Genomic DNA, 19967 nt, shown 5'->3' with positions numbered 1-19967 from the left:
GTCCCATCAATATAGAATTATTTTTTAAATGAAAATAGCAGTTATTGGAACCGGTTATGTCGGTTTGGTATCAGGTACTTGTTTTGCCGAAATGGGTAATAAAGTAACTTGTGTAGATGTAAACACTCAGAAAATAGAGAAACTTAAACAAGGTATTATCCCCATCTACGAGCCTGGATTAGAAGAAATGGTACTGAGCAATGTAGCTCATAAGAATCTATTTTTTACTACTAATATAGCTGAAGCTATCAAAGAGGCTGAGGTAGCCTTTATAGCTGTAGGCACTCCTATGGGTGATGATGGATCCGCTGACCTACAATACGTACTTTCTGTAGCTCAGTCTATAGGGGAGACTATGCAAGGAGAACTTATAATAGTCGATAAATCAACAGTACCAGTAGGAACTGCAGATAAGGTACGTGCTACTGTGCAAGCTGCTTTAGACAAACGTGGAGTGAATTACAAATTTTACGTGGTGTCAAACCCTGAGTTTTTAAAAGAAGGAAAGGCTATTGAAGACTTTATGAAGCCAGATCGTGTGGTAATAGGAGCAGATAACGAATATGCTTTCAAGAAGATGAAAGAGCTTTACAGTCCCTTTTATATGCAGAATGAGCGGATGATTACAATGGATATTCGTTCGGCTGAGATGACCAAGTATGCTGCTAATACAATGTTAGCTACCAAAATCTCGTTTATGAATGAGATAGCTAACATTTGTGAACGAGTTGGTGCTGATGTGAATAAAGTGCGTATTGGTATAGGTTCTGATAGCCGTATAGGCTATAGTTTTATCTATCCTGGATGTGGCTATGGAGGCTCTTGCTTCCCTAAAGATGTATTAGCGCTAAAGAAACTAGCTGAAGAAGTGGATTATAAAGCTGAACTTATAGAATCGGTGGATAATGTGAACAATCGTCAGAAGTATGTTATTGCTCAGAAAGTTGTAAAGAAATATGGAGAAGATCTTACAGGAAAAACCTTTGCTGTATGGGGGCTCTCTTTCAAACCAGAAACTGATGATATGCGAGAAGCTCCCGCTATTTATATTATCAAAGAATTAGTAAAACGAGGAGCTAAAATACAAGCCTATGATCCTAAGGCTGTACATGAAGCTAAAGTATGCTATCTAAAAGGAGTTGATGTAACTTATGTAGAAAATAAGTATGATGCTCTCAAGGGAGCTAATGCTCTTCTCCTCCTTACTGAATGGAAAGAATTCCGTGTACCAGACTTCGATGAAATAAGTAAATTACTAAAAGAAAAAGTAATTTTTGATGGACGTAATCAATACAATGCCTTTGATTTGCCTAACAAAGGGTTTGAATATATACAAATTGGAGTTTAAAATCAGGAAACAGATATGAAAATATTAGTAACAGGAGGGGCTGGCTTTGTCGGTTCTAATCTTTGTGAGGCTTTAGCTAAAAGCTCCAAAAATCAAGTGTACTCATTAGACAACTACTTTACAGGGAGTCGTGATAATCATGTAGAAGGCGTTACTTATATAGAAGGGAGCACAGAACATATTTTTGAGTTGATTGACTTTACCCCTGATCTTGTCTATCACTTAGGGGAATACTCACGAGTAGAACAAAGTTTTGATGATATAGACAAAGTTTTGTTATTCAACAAAATAGGCACTCTTAAAGTATTGGAGTTCTGCCGAAAGCATAAGTGTAAATTAGTATATGCGGGTAGTAGTACTAAGTTTGGTGATGGAGGTATAGGTAAAGATCAAAGTCCTTATGCTTGGAGCAAATCGTCGAACACAGAGTTAGTGAAAAACTATGGTAATTGGTATGGTTTAGAGTATGCTATTGTTTATTTTTACAATGTTTATGGTAAGCGTGAGATCCGTACTGGTAAGTATGCCACTCTTATAGCACTCTTTACTGAGAAGATGAAAAAAGGAGAACCTCTCACTGTAGTAAACCCTGGTACACAACAACGCAACTTTACTCATATTGAGGATATAGTATCTGGATTACTTATCGTAGGAGAAAAAGGTAATGGGGATGGTTTTGGTATAGGAAGTCCAGAAACTTATACTGTTTTAGAGATAGCCAAGTTATTTGGAGGAGAGATACAAATGCTCCCTGAACGTAAAGGCAATCGTATGACTGCTGAAGTGGTTACACAAAAAACTGAGGCATTAGGCTGGAAGGCTAAAAAGCATATAAAAGACTTTATTAAAGAAATAAAGAGATAGAAATAAATAATGAAACGAGCTATTATTATTCAGGCAAGGAATGGTTCCACAAGATTTCCTAAAAAAATGACTGCGGATATAGATGGGAAAGGAACACCTGTATTAGCATTTATTCTCAATCGACTTATAGATAGTTTTAACAAACAAGATATTATTATAGCTACCACTACCAATGAGAGAGATAATGTTTTAGAACAAATAACAACTTCTTTAGGTGTAAAAATTTTTAGAGGAGATGAGGATAATGTGCTTAAAAGATTTATTAATTGTGCAGAAAAATATAATATCACAGAAATAATACGTTTATGTGCTGATAATCCTTTCTTATCAATAGAAGATATGAAAACTCTCTTTATGATTCCCATGAATGATAATGATTATATCTCTTTTGACATAAATGGGAATGTATCAATAAAAACACATTTTGGTTTTTGGGCAGAGTTAGTATCTTTAAAAGCCTTAAAAAAAATAGCTGAACTGACAGAAGAGAAAATCTACTTAGAGCATGTAACTAATTTCATTTATTCAAATAGAAATATATTTAAGATAGAGTTGATACAACCAATATTTGATGTTTGTAAATATCCAATGAATATAAGGCTTACATTAGATACTGAAGAAGATTTTAAACATATAAAATTTGTATTAAAACATATAAAAGATAAAGATTATAGCTTATCAAATATTTACAATATTTTACAAAAAAATCCATTCTTATTAGAAAAAATGACTTTAGAAATTAATAAAAATACAAAATAATGAAAACTAAAAATCAAGAATCTGTTTACATTATTGGTGAAATAGGGCAAAACCATAATGGATCTGTAGATATAGCTAAATTAATTATTGATTTAGCATGTAGGTCTATAGAAGAAGATACTTTTGACCTAAAACTATCCCCTATGGATGCCATTAAACTAACAAAGAGAGATCTTAGCCAAGAACTCTCAAAATCGCAGATGGATGCTCCTTATAACTCTCCACATGCTTTTGCTGAAACTTATGGTGCTCATAGAGCCTATTTAGAATTAAGTGATGATGCTCATTTTGAGATATATAAATATACAAAGTCTAAAGGTGTTGATTTTATAGAGACATTATGCGCCATTGGTTGTTTGAGTCTCTTGAAACTTTTTACTCCCGATTATCTAAAAGTAGCTAGTAGAGATTTAACTAATCTTCCCCTTTTAGAAGCCCTGGCAGAAACTAAAATTCCTATTATTTTGTCTACAGGAATGGCTGGTAAAAAAGAATTAGATGATGCTTTGGATGTAATTACTAAATTTCATGACAATATAAGTATTTTACATTGTGTTTCTCAATACCCTACCCACCCTGATAATGTAAATTTAAGAACTATAGATTTTCTTAAAGAAAATTATAAAGATTACACTATAGGATATTCAGATCATACTATAGGTATTGCTACCTCTTTAGCTGCTGTAGCTATGGGAGCAAAAATCATTGAAAAACATATCACTATTGATAGACGAATGAAAGGAACAGATCAAGCTGGTTCTTTAGGTCCTGACGGAGTAAATAGAATGGTAAGAGATATTCGTCTTTTCGAAAAATCTCTAGGTGAGAAAAAAATTTTTATTGAGGAAAGTGTTGCCTCTTCTAAAAAGAAACTTGAAAGATCTATTGCTACCAATAAAAAAATGAAAGTAGGAGAAATAATCACTATAAATGATATTCACTTATTATCACCTGGTGATGGATTAAAATGGAGTGAAAAGGATAAATTAATAGGTAAAACTATTATTAAAGATATAGAAAAAGACGAAATTCTTTATTCTGAATATTTTAATTAAAACACAATTATGTTAACACTTCCAAAATTAATAACTACTGATATTGATGGTGTTTGGACTGATGGAGGTATGTATTATGACCAAAAAGATAATGAATGGAAAAAGTTCAATACTTATGATAGTGCTGGAATCTTTTTTGCAAGAAAACTAAATATTCCTATTGCCATTATTACAGGAGAAAACACTGAAATAGTAAGAAGAAGAGCTTCAAAATTGAATGTTGATTACTTATTCATGGGTGTTGAAAATAAGCTAACTATACTTTCAAAACTTTGTAAGGAACTCTGTATATCTTTATCAGAGGTGGCTTATATAGGGGATGATATCAATGACATAGAGGTCTTAAAAAATGTTGGACTCAGTGCTTGCCCCTCCTCTGCTCCTGATTATATAAAAGAATTATCAACAATTATTTGTTCTAAAAAAGGAGGAGAAGGAGTTTTTAGAGAATTTGTAGAAATTATTGTAGGAAATGACAAGATAGCAGAAATATTATCATTATAACTTCGTATAAAATGGATATAAAATTATTAGACTCCTATTTTGATAGACTCTATCCCATTTGTAGATCTATATTAGGTAAAGGATATCGCGAAAGTTTAGAGATTATGAGAGAGATAATTCCCTTTGAAATATTAGAATTTCATTCTAGACAAAAAGTTTTTGACTGGGTGATACCTGATGAGTGGGAAGTGAATAAAGCTTATTTAGAAAATATTAACGGTGAAAAAATCATTGATTTTAAAGATAATAATCTACATTTAGTAAACTATTCTGATAGATATATAGGAGATGTATCATGGGAAGAATTAAAAGAGCATCTTTATTTTGACAAAGATCTTCCCAAAGCTATCCCATATGTTACAAGCTATTACAAAAAGAGATGGGGGTTCTGTCTTTCTTATGAACAGTTTAACAAACTACCAAACACCAATTATAAGGTAGTTATAGATACTTACTTTAAAAAAGGTATTTTACAAGTAGGTGAATATCTTTTAAAAGGAAGAACAGATAAAGAAATACTGATAACTACTTATTTGTGTCACCCTTCAATGGGAAATAATGAATTAAGTGGCCCTCTGGTAATGATGTATTTATACCAACAATTAAAGCAAATTAAAGATAGAACTTTTAGCTATAGATTTGTAGTAAACCCTGAGACTATAGGTTCTATTTCATATCTAAGTTTGAGAAAAGAAGAACTTCGAAAAAATGTTTTAGCAGGACTTGTATTAACTTGTTTAGGAGGAGAGGTAGATAAATTGAGTTATAAAAAATCTAAGAACGGGAATTCCATTATTGATAGACTTTTTATAGAAGCTATGAATAAGGATGGTGATTTAAGAGACTTTACACCTTTAGGAGGATCTGATGAAAGACAATATAATACCATTGGTATAGATATACCTGTAGGACAGATAGCTAGAACTGTTTATAATGAATATCCAGAATATCATACTTCTTTAGATGATAAGAACTTTATGAGTTTAGAGCAAGTATATAAGAGTGCAGAAGAAATTTTTAGATTATTTAATCTTTTAGAAACTACTTCTTATTTTGAAAATTTATTTCCTTTTGGAGAGCCTCAATTAGGGAAGAGAGGACTTTATCCTAATATAAACACCAAGCAAACACGAAGAAGTAGAGCATCATCTTCAAATAATTTAGCTTACAGTGAAAATTTTACCAAAATTGTGATGTATTTATTAAACTATTCTGATGGCACTTTTTCAACAAGAGAAATAGCTGAGATGATAGATATTAAAGAACAAGAGATATTGAATGTAGCTTATAAATTAGAAGAGCATAAACTATTGAGAAAAATTTGAACCAATAAAAAACAATAACTTATTAAAAATTATGGAAAAAGATTTTTGGGATAGATTTTTAACCCTCGAAAAAGAAAATCATTTTTTTGATTTACAAGATAAATATGGTACTTATTATTGGGATATTTTAAGATATGAAGTATGTCCAAAACTTTTATGGAAAATAGCTTCTTCTTCTCTTAAAAACAGAAGTTTTAAATATATTACAACAAGAATCTTTTCAACACTTTATGAGCCTTTTAGATTATTCTTCTTCTCTCCTAAAAAAGAAAATTTATTTTATTTAAGTTCTCGTAATAAAGTTAATGGAAAACTTATAGACCAAAATGCAAAATCAGTATATGATCTTTTCCCAGAACAGAACAATTTAGTAATAGAAACTTTTGATAATCATAATTATTTAAAAAATAGTTACTTTCTACCTCAAAGCCTTTTCAGAAGACTCTTTAAAAAAGGAAAAAATACAGATTTTTCTTTTTTAATGAAAATTTTAGAGTCAGAATTTGGTAGACTCCCTTTTAACGAGGCCTTTTTACAAGAAAAACTATCTAACTATTATGCTGACATCTATTTTTTTTCAAACTTATTTCGCAAGAAAAAGATTAAGCGTGTTTTCCTTACTCAAAATGGAATTCAAAAAGGGCTTATGAGGGCTGCTAAAAACTTAAATATTCCTGTCTTTGAATTCCAACATGGTATAGTAGATTTTGGACATTTAGCATATAATTATTCTAAAATGGATTATAAGGAAGGACAAGTTACATTATCTGATACTATTTTTTCCTTTTCTCCTTTTTGGTTTAAGGAATTATATCTACCCAATGTAAAAATAGTTCCTATTGGTAATGATTATTTTTATAATCCTTTAGCCCAAATCATAGATGATATAGATAATTATGTAGCTAAAGGTATATTGATTATTTCATCTAATGTATTTGGAAAAGAATTGTCTGATTTTATATTGAAAATAGATAAGAAATATTTAGAAAATATACCTATATACTTTAAATTACACCCTAATCAATTTTTTGAAAAAGAGTATTACACAAAAAAGTTAAGTAGTATAAAAAATATAAAAATAATCACTAACGAACAATCAGTAGGGGAACTATTGAAAATATGTAGTACTATGCTTGCCATACAATCTACAGCTATTTATGAAGCTCTACAAGCTAACAGAAAAGTAATCTTATTAAAAAAGAATTCATATTTACGTCATAAACATGTTTTTGATAAAAAAAATCTACATTTAGTGGACACTGTCGATGATTTCATCTCTGCACTTACTACTGAAATAGTAATAGACCCTAGTGCAGTTTTTTTTGCTCCTTTTGATAAAGAAGCCTTTCTAAATGTTTTATGAGTAAACTATTTAAACAATCGCTTTTATATGCTATAGGGGAAATTATACCTAAGTTGGTAAGTTTCTTCCTATTGCCTGTGTATACTCATTATCTTTCCAAAACGGATTATGGGATTATCAGCTATACCAACTCCTTTGTGATGTTTCTTTTTGTACTTTGTGTACTCTCTCTCAATACTTATGTGTTACGATTTTATTTTGAAAAAGAAGATGAGACTTATCGCAAACGATTATTAGGTAATTTCTATATCATCATCACAGGAATTAATCTCTTACTCTCTCTGTTAGCCTACCTATTGATGCCTATTATTATTGAAAAATACAACATACAAGTACCTTGGAATCCCTATTTTAAATTAGCTGTAGTATCTAATTTCTTAGAAGTTTTTTCAGTGATTCCATTGGTGCTCTATCGTGTAAAACAACAAGCCAAGTGGTTCACTTTCTTGAGCTTGAGCAGAACTCTTCTACAGATGTTGCTAATATTTCTTTTAATAGTAGTTTTTAAATGGGGTATATTAGGTCATTTTTATGGTAGATTATTCAGTCTTATTCCCTTTTTCTTCGTCTATTGGGCTATTATTTTACGTAATGCTACTCTTAATTTTAATTTTGCAGAACTAAAAAAAGGACTTGTCTTTGCCACTCCTTTACTACCTGGAGCTTTAGCTTATTTAGCTTTAAGTCTTTCAGATAGAATTATCTTAGAGCGCTTCGTTCCTCTATCACAAATAGGAATTTATAGTTTGGCCTATACTTTAGCCCTTACACTTAATATTGTGATACAAGGTTTTTATAAAGCTGTAGAACCAGAAATCTTTCAACAATATGGAAAGGTGGGTTTTAATACCTTTATAAAAAAAACTCAAAGTACTTTCTTTCTAATAGTATATATGGGAGCAATGTTCATTACCTTATTTAGCCAAGAAGTATTTAAAATAATGGCTTCTAAGGAATTTTATGAAGGATATTTATTAGTACCTATCCTGATGATAGGAGTAATTATGACAGGACAAAATGTAATATTTGGAGGAATTATTATAGCTGAAAAGAAAACAAAAGTAGAAGGCATAGCCACTATAACAGGAGCAATTATAAGTCTTGTTTTTAATCTTTCCTTAATGAAGTATGGAGGTGTTTATATTGCAGCTATCTCTTCTGCTGTATCCTTTGCGGTAATGAATACTATTCTTTATAACAAAATGAGCTACACAGAGAAAAGTCTAAAAGCTCCTCTATTAGCTCTTTTCCTATTTATTGTAATAAGTTTTGGACTATTCTACATTGTTAATATCTCTTTTTCTTTATTTGCTTTGCTTATTAAATTTTTATTGCTACTTTTGTACTTTATTTTACTATTAAAAGTATTCAAGATACCTATGAGAGATTTACTAACTATTATAAGAAGAAAATAATGAGACTTTTCGTGAGAATATTCAATAAATTATATTTGGGAGGAAGATATTTCTTAAAACAAAAATTCTGGTTTTTATTGAATAAACCTTTCTTTAGATATTTAGGAAGGGGAACATTTATTGATTCTCCTCTAAAAATAACAAAGAAATATATAGAATGTGGAAGAAAAGTTTATATTTGGAAATTTGGTAGAATAGAAGGTATTAACCAATATAATTATCAAAAATATAGCCCAAAAATTATTTTTGAAGATGGAGTAACTATTCAACAGTTTTTACATCTAACATGTGCAAACCAAATAAAAATAGGAAAAAATACAGCTATTGCGGCTTCTGTGACTATTACGGACATCCATCATCCTTATAAAGATATTACTATTCCTATTGAACAACAAGATATTGTAGTCGGAGAAGTTATTATAGGTGAAGATAGTAAAATATACAATAATACAGTAATACTACCTAATACAAAATTAGGAAAACACACTACAGTGGGTGCTAATAGTGTAGTATCAGGTGTTTTCCCCGATTATTGTGTAATAGTAGGGGCGCCTGCTAAAATAGTAAAACGTTATTGTTTTGAAGAACAAAAATGGAAAAAAACAGATCATAAAGGTAATTTTATAGAGTAATGGAAAAAATACTTATTACAGGAGGAGCAGGATTTATAGGCTCTAACCTCGCTTTAGCTCTCCTTGAAAAAGGACACCAAGTAACTGTACTGGATAACTTATCAGAACAAATTCACGGAAAAAAACCTGAAGAAACTTCTCCTTTATACTTGAGTATTAAGGATAAAGTACAGTTTATCAAAGGGACTGTGGCTTGTCGTGAAACTTTGCGAAAAGCTATTGCTGACAATACTGTAATTGTACATTTAGCCGCCGAAACGGGTACAGGGCAATCTATGTATGAAATCCAACGCTATACTGATATCAATATAGGAGCGACTGCCCTATTATTAGATATCCTTACCAATGAAAAGCATTCTGTAAAAAAAGTAGTAGTAGCTTCCTCTCGTGCCATTTATGGCGAAGGTAAGTACTATAACAAAACTAAAAATACTTTTGTTTATCCTCTACAACGTACTGATGAGGATATGCAAAAAGGTGATTTTGAGGTAAAAGACCCTCAAAATCATTCGGATAAGCTTGAATTAGTAGCTACAACTGAAGACTCTATTATTCATCCTACTTCAGTATATGGTATTACTAAACAAGTACAAGAACAATTAGTAATGACAGTTTGCCCCACAATAGGAATTGCAGGAGTGGCTTTTCGTTACCAAAATGTATATGGGCCTGGACAATCTCTAAAAAATCCTTATACTGGGATCCTTTCTATCTTCTCTACTCAAATAAAAAATGCGAATGGTATCAATATCTTTGAAGATGGAAAAGAAACTCGTGACTTTGTGTTTATCAGTGATGTAGTAGATGCTACTGTTTTAGGTATAGAAAAAGAAACTGCTAACAACCAAGTATTTAACGTAGGGACAGGAGTAGCTACGGATGTCATTACTGTAGCTACAGAGCTTTCCAAGAATTATGGAATTCAAATACCTATCACCATATCTGGTAATTATCGTTTAGGAGATATTCGTCATAATTATGCTGATATCTCTAAGGCTAAGCAATTATTAGGTTTTGAACCAAAGATTTCCTTCCAAGAAGGATTAAAACAATTTACAGACTGGGTAAATACTCAAGAAGTAGAAGAAGATAAGTACCAGCAATCTATAGAAGAAATGAAAGCTAAAGGATTATATAAATAGATATGGATAAATATTTAGATTCAAAAAAAGTACTTTTTATAGCGCCTATTTTTTTTGGGTATGAAAAGGATATACAAGCAGAGCTAGAGAGTCAAGGGGCTGAAGTTACTTTTATAGGAGATAATAAAAAACTATGGAATAAAGATTTACCCACTATCAGAAATATAGTAAAAAAAGAATATGACTACCTTTTTGTTATTAAAGGAGAATTTGTTGAGAAAACTATATTAGAACTCTTTAAAGAAGCCAATCCTAAAGCTGAACGCATATTATATCAATATGATACTCTAAAAAGATATCCCCACATTATTGAAATATTCAATTTATTTGATAGAATATACTCTTTTGATATAGAAGATTGCGAAAAATATAATCTTATTTTAAGACCTTTGTTTTTTGTAAATACGAAAGAAAGTAATACTTCTATTAAATATGATATTTCATCTGTAGCCTCTTATTATCCAGAGAGGTTAGAAGTGATAAAAAAACTAAAAAAACAATGTAGAGAAGATAACATTAATTACTATTTTTATATCTTTTTATATTGGAAGAATTTTGTAGGTAAATTTTTTAAATTATATAAATATTTCTTTAAAATTCATTTTAAATCACTACCTAAAGAAAGAATGTTCTATATTTTGGATCATTCTAAAGCAATTGTTGATATTCCAATAAAAGGACAAAATGGACTTACAATGCGGACTTTTGAGGTGATTGGCATGGAAAAAAAATTAATTACGACTAACACCTCTATTGAAAAGTATGATTTTTTTAATTCTTCTAATATTTTTTTATTAAAAGAAAAGAATATGAAACACTTAAAAAATTTCTTATCTATAAAAGCACAAATTATAGATGAAGAAATATTAAAAAAATATTCATTGCCTCTTTTTTGTGAAGTAATGTTTCGCAATATAGAAATAAACTATCTTAGAAATGCTTTTAAAGATTGAAACAATAAATAAATATATTTTCTATTTACTTTTTGTAATATTTTTCATATTGCCTGAAGTTTTACAAAAAATATTTAGGATAGGTTTAGGAGTGTTCTTTGTTTATTATGCTTATGTATTGATGTATAATCATAAGATTTCATTTTCTTCTATTATAAAGATACATTTGTTGATTATAGGTCTTCTATTAGTAATACTAAATGGAAGTTATCAATCCTCTGTGATAAATGTAATGTTATGTACCTTTGGAGTTTTTATTATCAAAGAAGATACTAATATTGAGAATTATAAAGATAAGAGATTATTTAATATTTTGTATTATTTATCTATAGTTTCAATGACTACTCAGTTACTTATATTAAGAACTGAGGATGGAAGACCTAATTTATCGTATGAAATAAACCTTTCTGGAGCTTATTTATTTCTTTTCTTTTTATTAAGTATTTTAACTAAGAAAAAAATTGGTGTAATTTTTGTTTTTTTAGCTTCCTTTTTATTATTAAGTAGGTTACTCATTTTTGCAATTACACTATATTACATTCTTAATTTCACAAGAAAGTTTCTACCTAACTTTATATTTAAAATTAATTTTAAATATATATATGGATTAATAATTATATTTTTTTTTATTTTTAACTTTTGGTTCTTGTCAAATATTAAAATTGAAAGTTCTTATAAGACAGATTCTAGTAGGATTACTGAACTAAATGATGGTTCTAATATGTTACGTTTTATGATTAATTCAAAAGTAATAGTCGGACTATTTATTGAAAAGGATGAAAATTTAAAATTTGGGTATGGACAAATCTCTAAGGGAAAATCTATTAAATATTCTAACAAATATGGTTTAATGCCCCATAATGAGTTTTTAATGGCTATAGCTGAGTATGGTTATATTTTTACTTGTTTATGCTTTTTATTTATTATATCTATTTATAATAACTTTTTTGATAAAAAAAATATTATTATAATAGCTCCTTTATTACTTTATACTTTTATATTATGGGTACGTTTTTTGATAGTTCCAAGTTTTGAAATGATTTTTATTCTCTATCTATTAAAATTTAATTCTATAAGAAATGAAAAAAATAGCATTTTTGGTTCATGATATACACTTTGGAGGGGGAGGAGAAAGAGTTGTATCTAATCTATCAGATCTTTTTACAAAAAAAGGATACTCTATTACTATTATCTCACTCTGCAAAAGAGAAAATAACACTTTTTCTTTCCCGATAAATGAAAAAGTTCAGATAGATTACTTAAATACAAATATCTTTAAAATAGAACTTTTTAATAAAATAAGATCCTTATTTCTCCTAAAAAAATACTTTAGAAAAAATTACTTTGATTATATATTAGGAATAGGTACTTACCTTAACATATTATTAGCTTTATCTCAAATAGACAAAAATCTAACTAAAACAATAGGATGTGAACATAATTATTTTTTCAGTGTTTCTATTTTTTGGAATTTACTTAGACGACTGTTTTATAAAAGATTATCTGTAGTTGTTTCTTTAACTGAAGAAGATGCTACACAGTTACAAAAAATCAATAAGAATTTTATAGTTATTCATAATCCCTTGCCTTTTAAAACTGAAAAAAAAGCCTTATTAGTAGAAAAAAAAATTATTGCTCTAGGAAGAATTTCTTTTCAAAAAGGTTTTGATTTAATGTTGGAGATGTTTAAAGAATTTTGTAAAATAAACAAAGAATGGACTTTAGAAATAAGAGGTAATGGTGATTATAAAAGATTAGAAAATTATCTTAAAAAATTCAATATTACAGATAGAGTTACCTTATTACCTGCAACAAACGATGTTCTTTCTACTTATATGGATGCTTCAATATATTTAATGACTTCTCGTTTTGAAGGATTACCAATGGTGCTATTAGAAGCCTCAGAATGTGGTTTACCTATGATTGCTTATGATTGCAAAACAGGTCCCTCAGAGATTATTAAAGATGGAGAGAATGGCTTTCTGATACCTTGTTATGATAAAAAAATGATGGTAGAGAAACTAAATATACTATGTAATGATTTTGAGCTGAGAAAGAAAATGGGAAAAAAAGCAAAACAATTAGCAAAATGCTTTGATAAAGATATTATATGTAATAAATGGATAGATTTATTTAACACCTTAGATAGAAATGATTCCTAAAAAAATACACTACTGTTGGCTAAGTAATGACCCTTTACCTGAATTAACACAAAGGTGTTTAGCTTCTTGGAAAAGAAAATTACCTAATTATGAAATTATATTATGGGATTTAAACAAATTTGATATTAATTCTTGTTTATGGACAAAAGAATGCTTTGAGACTAAAAAATATGCTTTTGCAGCAGATTATATTCGATTATATGCCCTTTATACAGAAGGAGGTATTTATCTGGATTCTGATGTAGAAGTTATAAGGTCATTTGATCCGTTTCTTAATTATAAATCCTTTATAGGATTTGAAACTAGTGGCGATATAGAACCTGCTATAATTGGAACTGAGCCTGGAACTCTATGGATCGAAGAATGCTTAAACCACTATAAAGATAGACATTTTATAAAGCCTGACAATTCTTTTGATACTAAACCTTTACCCTTAATAGTTGAGAAGGAATTAAAGAAAACACTAAATATAAAAAATTTTAATAGAACTAAAATTTTCAAAGATGATAAAATTAGTATCTATCCTTCAGAATATTTTTCACCTAAAAGTTTTCATACAAAAGATATATATATAACAAGTAATACAGTATGTATACACCATTTTGATGGTAGTTGGATTAAAAGTAATTTTGCAAATAAAATAAAAATTATTTTACATCAATTTATTATTAGAGTAGTAGGTAGAAATAATCACAAGAAAATAGTAAATTTAATTAGAAAAATTATCAAAAAATGAATTTCTCTGTATTATTATCTCTTTACATCAAAGAAAAACCTAATTTTTTATATGAATGTCTTGAAAGTTTAGAAAATCAAACTGTTCAAGCTACTGAGATCATAATAGTTTATGATGGCCCCATTACACCTGAATTAGGGAGTATTGTAAATAAATATGCTGAAAAGCTACCTATAAAAATAGTCCAATTACCTAAAAATGTAGGTATGGGAAATGCTTTCAATGAAGGACTAAAAAATTGTTCTTATGAGTGGGTTTTTAGAATGGATACTGATGATATTTGTATACCTGAACGTTTTGAAAAACAAATAAATTTTATTAAGCAAAACCCAGATATAGTACTATTAGGTTCGCATATAGCAGAATTTAATGATAATATTAAAGATCTTGTTAGTTATAGAAAAGTACCTATAGGAACTGAAGCAATCAAAAGATATTCTCTATACAGATCACCATTTAACCACATGACTGTAGCTTATAAAAAAAAGGTGGCTATAGAAGCTGGTGGATATAAGGCGTATCTATTAGAAGATTATAACTTATGGCTACGCATAATCGCCAAAGGATATAAAGTCGAAAATATTAATGATATTCTTGTCTATGCTCGTATAGGAAATAATATGATTGCTCGTAGAAGAGGAGTTAATTATATCAAAGGAGAATGGGATCTTTTCAAATTAAAAAGAGAATTAAAACTACAGAATATATTTTCAGGTTTCTTTACTTTTCTCCTACGTGTTATTCCAAGGATATTACCTACTAAAATATTAAAAACAATATATAAATTTCTTAGGAAATAAAATAATTTTCGTACCTTTGCCTCAAAATCTATACTTATGGATCTCCCCCAAAAGCTCAAGCAAATCTTTATAAGTGATTTAGAAAGATACTCTCCATATATGGAGCGGGATCTGAAAAAGTTGCTTATGAACATCTCTATTCCTTATCTTGAGGGAAAGCAGGTGGGGCATGTAAGGGCTTTTTGCTTTGAGTATGACCATGAGGATTTGACTATTTCCTTTTGGGCTTTGGGAGAAAAAAGTGAAATAATCTCTGATATACTCCTACTCCCTACCGAAAGGGATGAAAAGCACTTCCCCTCGGATAAGTTTGTCGTGGAAGAAGAAGACTTGGAAGACCTCCTATATGAAACAGATTTGGAAGAAAACGAAATCGAAGACCTATTGATCGAATACCGACAGGAAAAATTGGCTATCTTTACCAACTGGTTTATAGCTCGTTGGAGAAATGTAAGCGAACAACTCAATACCACCATCGATGCTTATTTCTCCAAACTCAATGCTTTTTATAAGACGGATCTCAACACCTTAGAGCCCATCAGTTGGGAGGAAATTCAAGAAAAATATACGAACACTGACGATGATATATAATTTCTTATGACCATGAAAACATTAGTTCGCATTTTTTGCTTAGGTTGTCTTATCTTTGGTGGTAATCTACCAATGAATGCACAGACAAAAGGGCATTTCTCTGCCAAAAGATTACATACTGACACCTCTACGGTAGGTTGTGATGGCCCTTATATCTTTTATGACACCCAAAAGGCTACCATAAAACAGATTATAGAGAAGAATGGACAGCCTATAAAGATAAGTGAAGAACTTTCCCTCCCTATTGCAGGCAAGAAACTCAAGTGTTATGTAGATGAAAAGGAATATTTCACCTTCAAGGTACAGGAATTGCTAAAAAACCAACCTTCGGTATATTCTATGCCAGAGAAGCTCATCGCTATCTCAGATATTGAGGGCTGTTTTGAGCAGTTCAAGGACTTCCTTATTGCCAATAAGGTGATGGACAAGCACTATAAGTGGACTTTCGGGAAGGGACACTTAGTCACTGTAGGGGATTTCTTTGATCGAGGCTTGCTTGTCACTCAAACTTTATGGCTTATCTATTCCCTAGAGGAGCAGGCTGAAAAGGCAGGAGGTAAGGTTCATTTCATCTTGGGTAACCATGATCTTATGAATATGAACAATGACTTTCGTTATGTGCGTAAAAAGTACTTGGAAAATGCTACTTTTTTAGGACAAGAATATTACGACTTCTACAAGCCTGATACGGAATTAGGACGTTGGTTAGCAACCAAAAACCTCATGGAGAAGATTGGTGACTATGTCTTTCTCCATGCAGGGATCTCTAAGGAAGTAAATGATCTGAATATGGGAGTAGAAGAAATCAATAAGTATGCCAGAACTTATTATTTTAATAATAGAAAAGCAGCCTTATATGCTGATCCTATAGGAAAAACTATCTATATGTTTGGAAAAAGCCCTATGTGGTATCGTGGTTTTGGAAAAGAAGATATCAAAAAGTCGGTATTCGCTGCCATTTCCAAAAATATGGGGGCCAAGAAGTTTGTCATAGGACACACCCTTCATCAATCGGTTACCTATCTCATGGATAAAAGGGTAATCGATCTGGATGTCGCTCATGCCAAAGGAACTACACAAGGACTGCTCATAGAAAATGGTCAAGAATACACCGTTGATATTCATGGACAGAAGTCTGAAATCAAAAACCAAGCTAAAAAGATAGACGATTAATATTTACTCATGAACATGAAAAATCAATTTAGAATACTCTTTTGATTATTCTAAGTTGATTTTTTTATATTACCTCAAATGAAATTCCAATTAGTATCCGATTTCAAGCCTATGGGCGACCAGCCCGCTGCGATTGCCTCTTTAGTCAATGGTATCAATGACCAGGAGAAATATCAAACACTCTTAGGGGTTACCGGCTCCGGAAAGACTTTTACTATCGCCAATGTAGTGGAACAGGTGCAGGTACCTACTTTGGTTTTAGCACATAACAAGACCCTTGCTGCTCAGCTCTATAGTGAGTTCAAGGCGTTCTTCCCGAACAATGCAGTGGAGTATTTCGTATCTTACTATGACTACTACCAGCCTGAGGCGTATATCCCTGTGACGGGGGTATATATAGAGAAGGACTTGTCTATCAATGAGGATATTGAGCGAATGCGTCTCAGTACTACCTCTGCCCTACTCTCTGGCCGTCGCGATGTGCTCGTGGTGGCTTCTGTGTCCTGCCTATATGGTATCGGAAACCCCTTGGAGTTCCAGAAGAATGTCATCTCTATAGAAGAAGGGCAAACACTCACCCGTACCAAGTTTATGCACCAACTTGTACAAAGCCTCTATGCGCGTACCACAGCCGACTTCCTTCACGGGAATTTCAGGGTAAAGGGAGATGTCATCGATGTCTTTCCTGGGTATAGCGAAACGCCTATTCGGGTACATTTCTTCGGGAATGAAATCGAGCTGATAGAATCTTTTGACCGTGAGACGAATAAGACTATAGAACGCTTGGATAAGCTCAATATCTACCCTGCCAATATGTTTGTCACCTCTCCCGATGTGTTGCAGGCCGCTATTCGTGATATCCAAGATGACTTAGTCAAGCAAATAGAGTTCTTTCAATCGGTAGGAAAAACCTTGGAAGCAAAGCGTTTGGAAGAGCGTACTAATTTTGACTTAGAGATGATACGTGAGCTCGGCTACTGCTCTGGGATAGAAAACTATTCGCGCTACTTGGACAGGCGCCCACCAGGAAGTCGTCCTTTCTGCCTAATAGACTATTTCCCTAAGGACTTCCTTATGGTTATTGATGAGAGCCACGCTACCGTTCCCCAAGTACGCGCTATGTACGGAGGGGATAGAAGTAGAAAAGAGAACTTAGTAGAGTATGGTTTTCGCCTTCCTGCAGCGATGGACAACCGACCGCTTAAGTTTGAAGAGTTCGAAGCACTACAAAATCAGGTAATCTATGTGAGTGCTACCCCCGCAGACTACGAATTGCAGAAGTGCGGAGGTGTATATGTGGAACAAGTCATTCGCCCTACTGGTTTGCTCGACCCTAAGATAGAGGTACGCCCTAGCAAAAACCAAATAGATGACCTCTTAGAAGAAATACAGAAGTGTGTAGAGGAAGACCAACGTGTATTGGTAACCACCCTTACCAAGCGTATGGCGGAAGAGTTGACTAAATACCTAACAAAGATGGAGGTACGTTGTCGCTATGTCCATAGTGATGTGGATACGCTGGAGCGTATTGAGATTATGCAAGACCTTAGAAAAGGGCTTTTTGATGTACTTATAGGAGTAAACCTACTCAGGGAAGGATTAGACTTGCCTGAGGTTTCCTTGGTGGCTATCTTGGATGCTGATAAGGAAGGATTTTTGCGTTCCGCACGCTCTATGACACAAACGGTAGGACGTGCTGCCCGTAATATAGACGGACGTGCGATTATGTATGCTGACAAGATTACCGATAGTATGCGCGTGACCATTGAGGAAACTGCCTACCGAAGGGAAAAGCAGATGAACTATAACCTCACCCACGGCATCACCCCTCAGCCGCTACATAAAAAGATTGAAAATGCCCTCAGCAAAAGCCCTATTACAGAATTTCATTACGAAAATACGCCAAAAAAGAAAGAACACTCCCCTACCAAACCTATGAGCAGAGGAGAATTGGAGAAAGAAATACAACAAACTCGCAAGCTGATGGAAGCCGCTTCCAAAGAATTAGACTTCATCCAAGCAGCACACTATCGAGACCTACTCAAGGAACTTCAGGAAAAACTTCAAGAAAGCTCCTTATAAGCATTGTGTATCAGCAAATAATCGGCGAGCACCAAGGCAGACATCGCCTCTACGATGGGTACCGCACGAGGTACTACACAGGGGTCGTGTCTGCCTTTTCCTTGGAACTGCACCACCTCCCCTGCCCTATTGATCGTCTCTTGCTCTTGCATAAGGGTTGCTACCGGCTTGAAGGCTACACGGAAATAGATATCCATCCCATTGGAAATGCCCCCTTGTATACCTCCTGAGTAGTTAGTACGAGTGGTACCATCAGGTAGAAATATATCATTGTTTTGGCTACCTCTTTTTCTAGTAGAGGCAAATCCCCCTCCATACTCAAATCCTTTTACAGCATTGATAGAGAGCATTGCCTTACCCAGCTCAGCGTGTAGGCGATCGAAAACGGGTTCACCCAGTCCCACAGGTACACCTTGTATGACACAAGAAACAATCCCTCCTACGGTATCTCCGTCCTTGCGTACCTCTTTGATATAGGCTTCCATTTGTTCAGCTAATATAGGATCTGGACAGCGTACGGGATTTTTTTCTATTTGAGAAAAATCAAGCTGACTATAATTATCTTCAGGTAATGATAACTCCCCTACGGCTGATACATAGGCTGTAATTTTTATCCTTTTTAGGAACTGCTTGGCGATAGCTCCTGCCACTACGCGAACGGCTGTTTCCCGTGCAGAACTACGTCCGCCCCCACGATGGTCACGCAAGCCATATTTCTGCTCATACACATAATCCGCGTGAGAGGGGCGATATAGCTCCCTCAAGTGGTCATAGTCCTGAGAATGTTGTTGGGTATTGGCTATGATAAACCCAATAGGTACCCCTGTGGTTTTTCCCTCAAAGATACCCGAAAGAAACTGCACCTTATCAGCCTCCTTTCGTTGAGTTACGATAGCCGATTGCCCAGGCCGACGCCTATCAAGTTCTCTTTGTATTTCCTCGAAATCCAATGCGATTCCCGCAGGGCAACCATCAATCACGCCACCTATAGCCTCTCCATGTGATTCACCAAAGGTAGTGAGCCTAAACAAATGTCCAAATGTATTTCCTGCCATAATACTAT

The 19967-nt window shown here is 32.6% G+C and carries 19 protein-coding genes; 18 read left to right on the top strand and 1 reads right to left on the bottom strand.

Annotated features, from left to right (window positions below):
* Window positions 1-28 precede the first annotated feature (28 nt).
* From HMPREF1551_RS07075 to uvrB, 18 genes are all read left to right on the top strand, one after another.
* On the top strand, window positions 29-1348 hold the full coding sequence (locus HMPREF1551_RS07075; protein WP_021628398.1) for a UDP-glucose dehydrogenase family protein: 1320 nt from the start codon (window positions 29-31) through the stop codon (window positions 1346-1348).
* 15 nt (window positions 1349-1363) lie between these two features.
* Window positions 1364-2212 (top strand): NAD-dependent epimerase/dehydratase family protein, encoded by an 849-nt coding sequence (locus HMPREF1551_RS07070; protein WP_021628397.1) that lies wholly within the window; start codon window positions 1364-1366, stop codon window positions 2210-2212.
* 9 nt (window positions 2213-2221) lie between these two features.
* Complete coding sequence (locus tag HMPREF1551_RS07065) at window positions 2222-2971, top strand: cytidylyltransferase domain-containing protein (RefSeq protein ID WP_021628396.1); 750 nt, start codon at window positions 2222-2224, stop codon at window positions 2969-2971.
* On the top strand, window positions 2971-4026 hold the full coding sequence (locus tag HMPREF1551_RS07060) for an N-acetylneuraminate synthase family protein (protein ID WP_021628395.1): 1056 nt from the start codon (window positions 2971-2973) through the stop codon (window positions 4024-4026). Before HMPREF1551_RS07065 ends, HMPREF1551_RS07060 begins: the two co-directional genes overlap by 1 nt.
* Window positions 4027-4035: 9 nt before the next feature.
* Window positions 4036-4530 carry a KdsC family phosphatase gene (locus HMPREF1551_RS07055; protein WP_021628394.1) on the top strand — a complete coding sequence of 165 codons (495 nt, stop codon included), beginning with the start codon at window positions 4036-4038 and terminating at the stop codon, window positions 4528-4530.
* 11 nt (window positions 4531-4541) lie between these two features.
* Entirely contained in the window at window positions 4542-5855 is a 1314-nt protein-coding gene (locus HMPREF1551_RS07050) for a DUF4910 domain-containing protein (RefSeq protein WP_021628393.1), read from the top strand.
* A 31-nt stretch (window positions 5856-5886) separates the two neighbouring features.
* Complete coding sequence (locus tag HMPREF1551_RS07045; protein ID WP_021628392.1) at window positions 5887-7218, top strand: hypothetical protein; 1332 nt, start codon at window positions 5887-5889, stop codon at window positions 7216-7218.
* Entirely contained in the window at window positions 7215-8633 is a 1419-nt protein-coding gene (locus tag HMPREF1551_RS07040; RefSeq protein ID WP_021628391.1) for a lipopolysaccharide biosynthesis protein, read from the top strand. The genes HMPREF1551_RS07045 and HMPREF1551_RS07040 overlap by 4 nt, the downstream gene beginning before the upstream one ends.
* 11 nt (window positions 8634-8644) lie before the next feature.
* Entirely contained in the window at window positions 8645-9265 is a 621-nt protein-coding gene (locus HMPREF1551_RS07035; protein WP_196800716.1) for an acyltransferase, read from the top strand.
* A complete protein-coding gene (locus HMPREF1551_RS07030; RefSeq protein ID WP_021628389.1) occupies window positions 9265-10407 on the top strand; it encodes an NAD-dependent epimerase/dehydratase family protein in 1143 nt (380 codons plus the stop codon). Before HMPREF1551_RS07035 ends, HMPREF1551_RS07030 begins: the two co-directional genes overlap by 1 nt.
* A 2-nt stretch (window positions 10408-10409) precedes the next feature.
* The gene (locus tag HMPREF1551_RS07025) at window positions 10410-11360 is read left to right on the top strand and encodes a hypothetical protein (protein ID WP_021628388.1); all 951 of its coding nucleotides are present in this window, start codon (window positions 10410-10412) and stop codon (window positions 11358-11360) included.
* Entirely contained in the window at window positions 11344-12468 is a 1125-nt protein-coding gene (locus HMPREF1551_RS07020) for a hypothetical protein (protein ID WP_021628387.1), read from the top strand. Before HMPREF1551_RS07025 ends, HMPREF1551_RS07020 begins: the two co-directional genes overlap by 17 nt.
* Entirely contained in the window at window positions 12440-13522 is a 1083-nt protein-coding gene (locus tag HMPREF1551_RS07015; protein ID WP_021628386.1) for a glycosyltransferase family 4 protein, read from the top strand. Before HMPREF1551_RS07020 ends, HMPREF1551_RS07015 begins: the two co-directional genes overlap by 29 nt.
* Window positions 13512-14258 carry a glycosyltransferase family 32 protein gene (locus tag HMPREF1551_RS07010; protein WP_021628385.1) on the top strand — a complete coding sequence of 249 codons (747 nt, stop codon included), beginning with the start codon at window positions 13512-13514 and terminating at the stop codon, window positions 14256-14258. The genes HMPREF1551_RS07015 and HMPREF1551_RS07010 overlap by 11 nt, the downstream gene beginning before the upstream one ends.
* On the top strand, window positions 14255-15058 hold the full coding sequence (locus HMPREF1551_RS07005) for a glycosyltransferase family 2 protein (RefSeq protein WP_021628384.1): 804 nt from the start codon (window positions 14255-14257) through the stop codon (window positions 15056-15058). Before HMPREF1551_RS07010 ends, HMPREF1551_RS07005 begins: the two co-directional genes overlap by 4 nt.
* A 36-nt stretch (window positions 15059-15094) precedes the next feature.
* Window positions 15095-15649, top strand: a complete 555-nt coding sequence (locus tag HMPREF1551_RS07000; protein WP_021628383.1) for a hypothetical protein — start codon at window positions 15095-15097, stop codon at window positions 15647-15649.
* 6 nt (window positions 15650-15655) lie between these two features.
* Window positions 15656-16822, top strand: coding sequence for a metallophosphoesterase (locus tag HMPREF1551_RS06995; protein ID WP_021628382.1), 1167 nt, complete (start codon window positions 15656-15658; stop codon window positions 16820-16822).
* Window positions 16823-16900: 78 nt separating this feature from the next.
* Window positions 16901-18904 (top strand): excinuclease ABC subunit UvrB, encoded by a 2004-nt coding sequence (gene uvrB, locus HMPREF1551_RS06990; RefSeq protein WP_021628381.1) that lies wholly within the window; start codon window positions 16901-16903, stop codon window positions 18902-18904.
* On the opposite strand, the gene aroC is transcribed toward uvrB, so the two are convergent.
* Window positions 18886-19959, bottom strand: coding sequence for a chorismate synthase (gene aroC / locus HMPREF1551_RS06985; RefSeq protein ID WP_021628380.1), 1074 nt, complete (start codon window positions 19957-19959; stop codon window positions 18886-18888). The two genes, uvrB and aroC, sit on opposite strands and share 19 nt — an antisense overlap.
* Window positions 19960-19967: the final 8 nt, after the last annotated feature.

The organism is Capnocytophaga sp. oral taxon 863 str. F0517 (assembly GCF_000466425.1).
Lineage (GTDB): Bacteria > Bacteroidota > Bacteroidia > Flavobacteriales > Flavobacteriaceae > Capnocytophaga.
The sequence above is the reverse complement of the archived record's forward strand: the minus strand, read 5'-3'. Positions and strand labels throughout refer to the sequence as shown.